Origin of the sequence: Bradyrhizobium sp., assembly GCF_049581145.1 — a bacterium.
Taxonomy (GTDB): Bacteria; Pseudomonadota; Alphaproteobacteria; order Rhizobiales; family Xanthobacteraceae; genus Bradyrhizobium.
This window is the reverse complement of record NZ_JBAURI010000407.1, coordinates 1-9,326: the sequence shown is the minus strand read 5'-3', so window position 1 is coordinate 9,326 and position 9,326 is coordinate 1. Positions and strand designations below refer to the sequence as shown.

Below are 9,326 nucleotides of genomic sequence, written 5' to 3'. Positions count from 1 at the left end.
AACGACATTGCATGAGGGGCCGCCGACAACTTAAGTAGCCGGACTAAGGCGAAAACAGGTGCGACGGGAGGCGGAGGGTGATGCGTGTTTGGATGCTGCTTGCTGGATTGGCCATGCTGTTCGCAATTCCATGTTCAGTTCTCGCCGATACTTATGGCGATTTCGATCAGTGCAAATTCGTCGGAGAGATCAGCAAGGCCGATCAAAACATCGCGGCATGCGACCGCGTCCTCGCAGATGCCAAGGTGACCGGTCCGGGCCGCGCTGCCGCATTGAGCAGCCGCTGCGGATGGTGGTGGGCGAAAAAAGATCCGGATCGCGCGTTGGCGGATTGCGACGAAGCCATCAGGATCGATCGCGGTTACGCCCCTGCCTATGTCAACCGTGGCAATGTCCATTTGAATAAGGGCGATGTCGAGCGCGCTTTCGGCGATTTCAACGAAGCGATCCGGCTCGATCCGGGCAACGCGTGGGCCTACAATGCGCGCGGCGACCTTTACAAGAACAAGGGCGACTTCGGCCACGCGCTAGCCGACTTCAGCGAGTCGATCCGGCTCGACCCGAATTACGCCATGGCCTATTTCTTTCGAGGTGAACTGTACAAGACGGAGGGGGACTTCGAGCATGCGCTGGCCGATCTCAATCAGTCGATCCGGCTCGACCCGAATAACGCCATGGCCGACTTCACGCGCGGCTGCGTTTCCTACCTGATGGGCGAAAATGCCGCCGCCCTTGCAGACTTTACCGCATCGATCCGCCTCGATCCCAGCGATGCCGCGGCCTATTTCAACCGCGGCGTCGCGTATTATGTGGTCGGCGGCCATGGCGCGGACGCGGAAGCCGACTTCCGAAAGGCAACCGAGCTCCTGCCCAAGGATAGTTATGCCGCGCTTTGGCGCGATCTTGCCGAGTTGCGCAACAATGCGCCCAGCCATTTGCCGGAAGCTGCCAAACAACTGGACATGACGGTCTGGCCTGCGCCGCTGATCACCCAGTTCCTCGGGGAGTCGAATGCCGCGCAGACGCTGGCCGCCGCTCATGACAACGATCCGAAGACGAATCGGGGGCGGACCTGCGAAGCCAATTTCTACAGCGGCGAGTTTGCTCTTCTGAAGCAGAACAGGCAGGAAGCCCTGCGCCTGCTGCGGCTAGCGGCCAGCGATTGTCCGCGCGGCTTCATCGAGGCGCCGGCCGCGATGGCGGAACTGATCGTGCAGCGCTAGCCAGATGCGGTCCGCGGCTAACGCCAGCGGCGGTGCAGCCAGAGCCACTGTTCCGGATGTTCGCGGATCCAGCCTTCGACCACCGACGTGATGGCCTGGGTGGTGCCTTGCACGTCGATGTTGCCGGCGGCGTCACGCACCGGCTTCACTTCCTCGGTGATTTCGGCGCGAAACCGGTGGCCGGGCAGGCGGATGATCCGCACGCCGTGGATCGGGCATTCGACCTGGCGGAGCAGTCGCGCCAGCATCGGATTGGCGCGGGTCTTGCGGCCGAAGAAGGTGACTTCGACGCCGCCGGTCAGGTATTGATCGACAAACATCGCGACATGCTGGCCCTTTTGCAGGGCGTCGGCGAGACGCAGCGGCGCGTCGCGGCCGGCCGGGATCAGCGTTCCCATCTTCACCTGCCGGACGTTCTGGACGACGCGGTCGGCGGAGGCGCTGTTCGGCCGCCGGTACAGGATCGCGGCATCGAGCCCGTGCGCGACCGCGGCGAGCGCCGGGAGTTCCCAATTGGCGAGGTGGCTCGTGAAGATCAATGCCGGCTTGCCATCGAGCTTCAGCTCGTAGAACAACTCGAAGGTGCGCCGCGGAATCTCGATGCGACAGTACCTTTCGGGAAAGCCGGTATCGTAGTCCCAGATATGATCGAGATGAGCGAACTCGGCGCCGATTCGTCCGAGATTGTCCCAGACGCCGGCGAGAATGGCCTCGATCTCCGCGGATGATTTTTCCGGAAACGCGGCTGTCAGATTGGCGCGGCCGATCCGGTTCTCCCGCAGCGCGGGCCCGATCAACCGCGCGATCCGGCCGAAGCGGTCGGCCGTCTTGTCCGAATCGAAAGAGCGCGTGCCGCGCAACAGAGCAAACGTCAGAGCCCCGACGGCGGCCTCGCCGAGCGGCTTGGTGGCGTCGCGAATCCGGGCCCTGGTACGCGCCAGCAAAGGGTGCATCGGTCCAACGCGGCGCGCGGCTAGGCCGGTTCGCCAGTGAGGATCAGCGAGGCGTTCTGGCCGCCGAAGCCGAACGAGTTCGACATCACAGCAGTCACGCGGGCGTCGCGCGCCTTGTTCGGCACGACATCGAAGGGGATCGTCGGGTCCGGCACCTCGTAGTTGATCGTCGGTGGAATCCGCTGATGCTCGAGCGTCAGCAACGAAAATACCGCCTCGACGGCTCCGGCCGCCGACAGGGTATGGCCGACCATCGACTTGTTGGAGGAGACCGGGACCCGCTTGGCGTATTCACCGAACACCGTCGAAATACCGAGATACTCCATCTTGTCGTTTTCCGGCGTGCCGGTGCCGTGGGCGTTGATGTAGTCGATCTGCTCGGCCGAGATTCCGGCGTCGACCAGCGCATTGCGGACGCAGCCGACGATCGGCTTGCCGTCCGGGCTGGAGCGCGTGCGGTGGAAGGAATCGGCCAGCTCACCGCAGCCGGCGATGACGCCCAGAATCCTGGCGCCGCGCGCGGTCGCGGCCTCATAGCTTTCCAGCACCAGCGCTCCGCCGCCTTCGGCCATCACGAAGCCGTCGCGATTCTTGGAGAACGGGCGGGAGGCGGCCCGTGCCGGATCGTTGTGGGTCGAGAGCGCCGACAGCAGCGAGAAGCGCACCAATGTCTCGGGATTGACCGAGCCGTCGGTCGCCACACACAGCGCGGCGTCGGCTTCGCCCCGGCGGATCGCTTCGACGCCGAGTTGGATCGCGGTCGCGCCGGAGGCGCAGGCGGTCGACAGCGAAATCGGCGAGCCCTTGGTGCCATACGTCTCCGCGAGATAATCCGCAACCGAGCCCAACAGAAAACGGCGGTGATATGGCGTGAACTTGCCGTGGCCGCTCACCCGCAACATGTCGTCATAATTGAAGTCGGGCACCGTGATGGCACGGCCCAATTCCTCGCGTTGCGGCCATTCGACCTCGATCGGCTGCACCGCCAGAAAGAGCGGTCCGGGGAAGTCACCCTTGCTGCCGATGCCGGCCTGCGCGACCGCCTCCTGGGCGGCGAGGTCGCCGAGCCGCTCGGACAGATTGGCTGATGAGAAAGGCTCGACGGGAACGAAATCGACCGTTCCGGCGACCGTCGTCTTCAGGCCTTCGATCGGAAAGCGCGTGATCGTCCGAATTCCGGATTCACCTGCTGTCAGCTTCGTCCAATTGTCGGTCTTGCCCGCGCCTAGCGATGTCACCACGCCCATGCCGGTGACGACCACGATCGGCCGTCCAAATTTGTCGCGTCCAGCAGCCATGTTTCCCCCAAGGATGACAAGCGATTCGAGACAAGTGACCCGACACGAGCGGCTTGAAACGAGTGACTTGAGCGTGGTTACCTGATCGCCTCGACCAGGGCCATGCCCTCGCCCCGCCAGTGACCGGCCCCGACCACCACAATCTGGGTTGGTGGCTTGGTCATTTCAATCTCGATTCCGGAGGAATCAGCCGATCGAAACAGGGCGCCGCGCGAGATCGAAAGCGCCGCCAGCCCAAGGCCCAGGGGAAACTGGGTTTCCATGGTGTGCCCGAACACGGTGCCGGTTGCCCGTACCGGGAAATTCGGATGCTCGGCGAGGAACGCGCGTTCTTCCGAGGTCGCCGGCTCGGTGCCCGTCGCGCCGGTGATGATGGCGCCGCCATCCTCGGGCGGCCCGAGCTTGGCCCAGAGTGTCTCGAGCGTCTTCCTGACGTCACCCGGCTGCTTGCGCCTTGAATGATCGGCGACCACGCGGCTCAGGCGCGCGAACGGCTTGGCGCCCCGCGCCGTCGCATGCGTCCTGGACTCCATGACCAGGAAGGCCCCGGCCGAGCCGAGCGCGAAGCCCGGTTGAGCTCCACGCGCCCAGACCGGAACGTATTTGTCCTTGAGGTTGAAATCGCCGAACTCGTAGAGCACCAGGAGATCCTTGCGCTCGCCGTTTTGCGACCCGCCGATCAGCGCGATGTCGCTTTGGCCGGCTGCGATGCGCGCCAGCGCGACCCGCGCGGCGTCGACGCCCGCGACTTCCTCGCCCATGAAGGTGCGTGACGAGCCGGTGACGCCGTGCACGATGGCGATGTTGCCGGCGAGCAGGTTGGAGAGCTGCGCCAGGAACAGGGTCGGGCGCAGATCGCTCATCAGCCTCTCATTGAGAAAACCGGGCGCGGAATTGCCGCGCGCCTCGGCGTTGAGGATCGCCGTATCCACCGCCAGATCGCGCTCGCCGCCGCCGGCGGCGACGATCATGTCCATCCGTCCGAGGATTTCCTTGTTGCCCTTGACCCCTGCGGAATCCAGCGCGAGCCCCGCGGCGTAAGTACCGATGCGCTGCCAGGCTTCCATCTGGCGCTGATCGCCCTTCTTGGGGATTTGCGCGTCGAGATTGACCGGCGCAAAGGGGTGGACGATGTAGGGTGCAAACGTCTTCTCGTCGACGTTGATACGGGCCTGGTTCAGCGCGTCCCAATTCGCATCCACCCCTTCGCCGAGCGAGGTGGCAAGACCGATACCGGTGATCCAGACTTCCGCCGCTGGTTCTGGCTTCGAAGTTGCCGCGTCACTCATTACAGATCACTCGTACCGGATCATTCATGGCAACAGCGCTTGCTGGGGAAATCCGATGCGTTTGGCGACAGCATCCATATGTCCGCGCAAGTCGGGATTGGGAAACGGGATGTAGCTCAACATCAGCGTCGCGTTGCACCTGAGCTTGCCGTCGACCTTGATCTTGGTCTCGGTGATGGCATAGCCCGAGCCCTCATGATGGATGCTGGCCTCGACCGTCAGCAATTCGCCGGGAGTGACGAAGCCGCGCATCTTGGCTTCCTTGACCGCGGCCAGGAACGGCATGCGCTCGAACTTCATCGCCGCGATCAGAAGCCAGCCCGAGGTTTGCGCCATCGATTCGATCAGGAGCACGCCGGGCATGATGGGGTAGCCCGGGAAATGCCCCTCGAAGATGGTGCTCTGCTTCGGGACCTGCGCTTCGACCGTGATGGTCTTCTCATCCAGATTGAGGTTGAGAATGCGATCGATCAGCTGGAAATATTCGAACTGCATGGTGCGCGGTTATGCGCCCGCGCCCTTGGCGGCGACGAGTTCGTCGATGCGCGCGCAGAGGTTCTTCAGGACGAAATACTGTTCGGTGGTAGCCTTGCCGTCATTGACCTCCTGCGTCCACTTTTCCAGCGGCAGTTTGATTCCGAAGGCCTTGTCGATCGCGAAGGCGATATCGAGAAAATCGAGGCTGTCGATGCCCAGATCGTCGATCGCGTGGCTTTCCGGCGTGATCGTGTCACGCGGTATGTCGCAGGTCTCAGCGATGATCGTTGCGACCTGATCGAATGTGGAGGACATCACTAAGCCTTTGATATCTTGGAGATAAATTCCAGAATGATGCGGCAGGCGGGCGTCGCGCCCCGGAACCCCAGGTCCCGCCGCGCGGGAGTCGAGTGCCCGTATATCGGAGCGCCGGCTTTAGTTCAATGAGGCGGAAGGGGCCAGCAGCGCTGGAATCTTGGCTGGATTCCTAAGCCGCGTTCAACCTCGGTTCAAGGATTGGAGATACGCACGCAATCGCGCCGCCCCATCAGGACGCAATCCTGTGTTCTCCGCAGATCGGCGATGCTCATGGCAAGCCAGATCCCGATCGCCGTCAGCGCCACCGTGAACGCGAAGGCCGCGATGTTAGCCAGCATGCGATGGCGAAAATCATCCGGCTCCTCGCGCGGTCGTTCGTAACGCGACAAATCGAGCGGTTCGGGATCCGGATCAGGCTGTCGCGGTTGCACCGCAATATTGCCCCGCCAGCCTGGCGGCTGCGTCGAATTGCGCGGTCGGAATTGGATGACGCGATGCTCTTCCTCCGCTGCGATGGGGCGCTGGGTCTTCACGGCTGCCGGCTCCGATTTGGCGAACTGCAATCTACCACGCAGCCGCGCACCTCTCACGGAAAATGTTTCGACACGTTAGTCGAATCCACCGCGCTACCCTTCGAAAGTCTCATGGAACCTGGCGTAATCGATCTTCACGCGGCCATCCTCGGCGACGCTGAGCACGTCCACATAGCGGTGACCGAATCGGATATCGGGATGTTCATAGGACTTTCGCGCGTGGACGGTTTGCGCTGCAACAACGTCATATCCGGACACCACTACCACAAACGAGGCATTGGCGGCGTCGAGATCCTCGGCGGTCAATCCGAACAGCGGACTGTCCTTGTCGAGCACATGGAAAAGCGTCCAGCTCAGCGCGAGCGCCGGATTCTCGTTCTTGAGGAGTTTCAGCTCGTAGAAAGTTCTGATCGTGCGGCCTTCGGCGGTTACCACATTCCTGAACATCCACACCCTGGCGGTTGCGTTGCCGATGATGTTGTGTCGCTCATTGACGAAGCGCACCATCAGGGTGGGCGACCCCTGGTGGCTGGAAATCACGGGGTTGTTGGCGAACAGCAAGCGGGCGCTCGGCCGCGAAAACCGGGCGAAGATCAGCCCCGTCATCAATGACATCGAAAAGATGCCGGTGAAGAGCTCGACGGTCGCGACCAGGTGCCCGTAATGGGTCTGCGGATGCATATCGCCATAGCCGGCGGTCGAAAGCGTCTCGATGCTGAAGTAGAAATAGTCGATATAGGCGCCGCCCGGGACGTTGGCGACGGGGTGGTCGCCGAGCCAATAGAACACCGCAAACACGGCGTTGAAGGTCAGGAAGACGAGCGCGGCGCCGCCGACGAAGGCGGGCAGGGAGGCCGTCATGCAGCGATGGCTGACGTCGGCCCAGAAACCCAATCGCAGCCCTTCGGCAACGATTTCGCGGCCGCCAAGCCGGACGACTTTGGCCTTCGGCGTCCGTTCGCTTGGGCGGTTCAGCATCGTTTCGAGCTCGTCCGCGGCGTCGATTGCAGGCAAAGCCATTTGATCACCTGCGCCCTCATGTCATAATTGTACGATTTCAAGGATTTATTTGGCAACCTAACCAGCGAGCTTCAAGTTATGGCGAATACCCGCGAGCCGATCCTGCAGCCCGTTTCGATCCTTTCGCTGCGTCCCACGCAGATGACCGTGGGAATCCGCGAGGTCAAGGAGAAGCGTCAGCAATGGCGGGAGCACAAATCGAAGAAGAAGCAGGGCGAATTTGTCGGCAAGCACATGATTCCCGTGGTGCTCGGACCGGACGAGCGCTTCTACGCGGTCGACCATCACCATCTGGCGCGCGCGCTGCACGACGAAGGCGTCAAGGATATCCTGGTGACCGTGATCGGCGATCTCTCCATGGTGGAGCGCGACGCGTTCTGGGGAGTGATGGACAACAAGCGATGGGTCTATCCCTACGATGCCAAGGGGGAGCGCCGGCACTTCAAGGACCTGCCGAAATCGGTCGCGGATCTGAAGGATGATCCGTTCCGCAGCCTCGCCGGCGAATTGCGCCGCGCCGGCGGCTTCGCCAAGGACACCACGCCGTTCAGCGAGTTCCTGTGGGCGGATTTCCTCAGGCGCCACATCCCACGCAAGTCCATCGATGAGCATTTTGGCAAGGCGATGGAAAAAGCGCTCGAACTCGCCAAGACCCACAACGCGATCTACCTTCCGGGCTGGTGCGGACCGGCCTCGGACGATTGACAGGTAGCGGCCAGCAGGCCGCCGTGCTATTTGGCCAGCCGCCCCATCAGATAAAACTCATCGTTCGGCCGCATGTGCGTGAGATGCGCCATGCGGTTCGACAGCGCAAACAGCGCGGCGATGGCGCCGATGTCCCAGATGTCGTCATCGCCAAAGCCGTGGCCGGCGAGCGCTGTGAAGTCCTGCTCCGTGACCGATTGCGGCTCGCGACAGATTTTCATGGCGAAATCGAGCATGGCCTGCTGCCGCGACGTGATATCGGCGTTGCGGTAATTGATTGCGATCTGGTCGGCGATCAGCGGGTTCTTCGCCCGGATGCGCAGGATCGCGCCATGCGCGATCACGCAGTATTCGCAGGCGTTGGCGCTCGAGGTCGCGACCACGATCATTTCGCGTTCGGCCTTTGACAGCCCCCCGTCCTTCTCCATCAGCGCGTCGTGATAGGCAAAGAACGCCCGGAACTCGTCCGGCCGGTGGGCCAGCGTCAGGAATACGTTCGGAATGAAGCCCGATTTCTCCTGCACCGCGACGAGGCGGGTGCGAATATCGTCCGGCAGTCTGTCGATGGCTGGGACGGGGAAGCGGCTGGTGGTGGGCTGCGTCATGGCGAGGTCCCGGGCTCGAGCCGCGAAACGCGGCTTTTGCCGAAACCATAGTTGATGGACGCGGCCATGCAAGCTGCGCGATGCGGGTCTCCGGCCTTAGCGAAGTGGCTTCTTGAGCAGCGAGAATCGGTCGTGATCGAGCCCTTGCGAAGGCTGCAGCATCGGCCCGTCCAGCGACGGCAGGCTGCGCGCGGCCGGAGTGTTGATGGAAGGGTCATTCGGGACGTCGCGTTGCGACGTGGCGCCGCGCCAGCGTTCCAGCACCGCAGCTACGAAATGCGTGTCATGGCCTGCGGCGACCGAGGGCGATGTCGCGATCGTGGTTTCGCTGCGCGGCAACTGATGCGGCGGCACTTCCTTGAACCGCAGCCGCGTCGGAAGCGCCACGCCTTCGCCGAACGCCAGCACTTCGCGGGTGCCGAGCGAAGGAACGAAGGACAGCAGGTTCGCCGCGGCATCCGAGACCGCCGAGCGCAACAGCGCCTGGTCGCGGTCGTTGGCAAGCCGCATTGCAAACAGTGTATTGCACTGGGAGATGATGGTGGCGTCGAGCTCAGCCGGGCGCTGGGTGACGAGGCCGAGATAGACGCCGTATTTGCGACCCTCCTTGGCGATCCGCGATACGGCTTTCCGCGTCGGGCCGAAGCCGATGTTGCGATCGGCGGAGGCGTAACGGTGGGCTTCCTCGCAGACGAACAACAATGGCGAGACCCCGTCGCTCCACAGCCCGAAATCGAACGCCATGCGGCACAGCACCGACACCACGGAGTCGACGACTTCGGCGGGGAAGCCGGCGAGCTGCATGATGGTCATCGGCTTGCCGTTCGCCGGCAGCCGGAACAGATGGCTGATGACCTCAGCCATTGTGTCGCCGCCGACATTGGCGTTGTCGAACATGAAGGTGT

At 62.9% G+C, this 9,326-nt stretch carries 11 protein-coding genes; 2 read left to right on the top strand and 9 right to left on the bottom strand.

All coding sequences use genetic code 11. The features are described 5' to 3' along the window. The first annotated feature begins 80 nt into the window (after positions 1–80). Positions 81–1,223 carry a tetratricopeptide repeat protein gene (locus WCB02_RS13180; protein WP_423958667.1) on the top strand — a complete coding sequence of 381 codons (1,143 nt, stop codon included), beginning with the start codon at positions 81–83 and terminating at the stop codon, positions 1,221–1,223. Positions 1,224–1,240: 17 nt separating this feature from the next. On the opposite strand, the gene WCB02_RS13175 is transcribed toward WCB02_RS13180, so the two are convergent. The 7 genes from WCB02_RS13175 to WCB02_RS13145 form a co-directional block, all read right to left on the bottom strand. After that, positions 1,241–2,176, bottom strand: a complete 936-nt coding sequence (locus WCB02_RS13175; protein WP_423958666.1) for a lipid A biosynthesis lauroyl acyltransferase — start codon at positions 2,174–2,176, stop codon at positions 1,241–1,243. A 20-nt stretch (positions 2,177–2,196) separates the two neighbouring features. Then, complete coding sequence (locus tag WCB02_RS13170) at positions 2,197–3,474, bottom strand: beta-ketoacyl-ACP synthase (protein WP_423958665.1); 1,278 nt, start codon at positions 3,472–3,474, stop codon at positions 2,197–2,199. A gap of 77 nt (positions 3,475–3,551) precedes the next feature. Further along, positions 3,552–4,763, bottom strand: a complete 1,212-nt coding sequence (locus tag WCB02_RS13165) for a beta-ketoacyl-ACP synthase (protein WP_423958664.1) — start codon at positions 4,761–4,763, stop codon at positions 3,552–3,554. Between the two features lie 24 nt (positions 4,764–4,787). Beyond that, a complete protein-coding gene (locus WCB02_RS13160; RefSeq protein WP_423958663.1) occupies positions 4,788–5,258 on the bottom strand; it encodes a 3-hydroxyacyl-ACP dehydratase FabZ family protein in 471 nt (156 codons plus the stop codon). A gap of 9 nt (positions 5,259–5,267) precedes the next feature. Further along, on the bottom strand, positions 5,268–5,555 hold the full coding sequence (locus tag WCB02_RS13155; protein WP_423958662.1) for an acyl carrier protein: 288 nt from the start codon (positions 5,553–5,555) through the stop codon (positions 5,268–5,270). Positions 5,556–5,749: 194 nt separating this feature from the next. Beyond that, positions 5,750–6,091 carry a hypothetical protein gene (locus WCB02_RS13150; protein WP_423958661.1) on the bottom strand — a complete coding sequence of 114 codons (342 nt, stop codon included), beginning with the start codon at positions 6,089–6,091 and terminating at the stop codon, positions 5,750–5,752. Between the two features lie 93 nt (positions 6,092–6,184). Continuing rightward, positions 6,185–7,111: an ion channel gene (locus WCB02_RS13145; protein ID WP_423958660.1), complete on the bottom strand. Its 927-nt coding sequence runs from the start codon at positions 7,109–7,111 to the stop codon at positions 6,185–6,187. 78 nt (positions 7,112–7,189) lie between these two features. Here WCB02_RS13145 and WCB02_RS13140 point away from each other — a divergent pair, with 78 nt between their 5' ends. Continuing rightward, positions 7,190–7,816: a ParB-like protein gene (locus WCB02_RS13140; RefSeq protein WP_423958659.1), complete on the top strand. Its 627-nt coding sequence runs from the start codon at positions 7,190–7,192 to the stop codon at positions 7,814–7,816. Between the two features lie 26 nt (positions 7,817–7,842). On the opposite strand, the gene WCB02_RS13135 is transcribed toward WCB02_RS13140, so the two are convergent. Both WCB02_RS13135 and WCB02_RS13130 read right to left on the bottom strand, forming a co-directional pair. Continuing rightward, positions 7,843–8,421: a peroxidase-related enzyme gene (locus WCB02_RS13135; protein WP_423958658.1), complete on the bottom strand. Its 579-nt coding sequence runs from the start codon at positions 8,419–8,421 to the stop codon at positions 7,843–7,845. Positions 8,422–8,517: 96 nt separating this feature from the next. Next, the coding region (locus WCB02_RS13130; protein WP_423958657.1) for an ATP-binding protein at positions 8,518–9,326 on the bottom strand (809 nt) is incomplete at its 5' end.

Bases quoted from the DNA above. Each gene is read 5' to 3' on its own strand.
- WCB02_RS13140 (WP_423958659.1), top strand. From the start codon at position 7,190: ATGGCGAATACCCGCGAGCCGATCCTGCAGCCCGTTTCGATCCTTTCG.
- WCB02_RS13145 (WP_423958660.1), bottom strand. From the start codon at position 7,111: ATGGCTTTGCCTGCAATCGACGCCGCGGACGAGCTCGAAACGATGCTG.
- WCB02_RS13155 (WP_423958662.1), bottom strand. From the start codon at position 5,555: ATGTCCTCCACATTCGATCAGGTCGCAACGATCATCGCTGAGACCTGC.
- WCB02_RS13165 (WP_423958664.1), bottom strand. From the start codon at position 4,763: ATGAGTGACGCGGCAACTTCGAAGCCAGAACCAGCGGCGGAAGTCTGG.
- WCB02_RS13180 (WP_423958667.1), top strand. From the start codon at position 81: ATGCGTGTTTGGATGCTGCTTGCTGGATTGGCCATGCTGTTCGCAATT.
- WCB02_RS13160 (WP_423958663.1), bottom strand. From the start codon at position 5,258: ATGCAGTTCGAATATTTCCAGCTGATCGATCGCATTCTCAACCTCAAT.
- WCB02_RS13135 (WP_423958658.1), bottom strand. From the start codon at position 8,421: ATGACGCAGCCCACCACCAGCCGCTTCCCCGTCCCAGCCATCGACAGA.
- WCB02_RS13170 (WP_423958665.1), bottom strand. From the start codon at position 3,474: ATGGCTGCTGGACGCGACAAATTTGGACGGCCGATCGTGGTCGTCACC.
- WCB02_RS13175 (WP_423958666.1), bottom strand. From the start codon at position 2,176: ATGCACCCTTTGCTGGCGCGTACCAGGGCCCGGATTCGCGACGCCACC.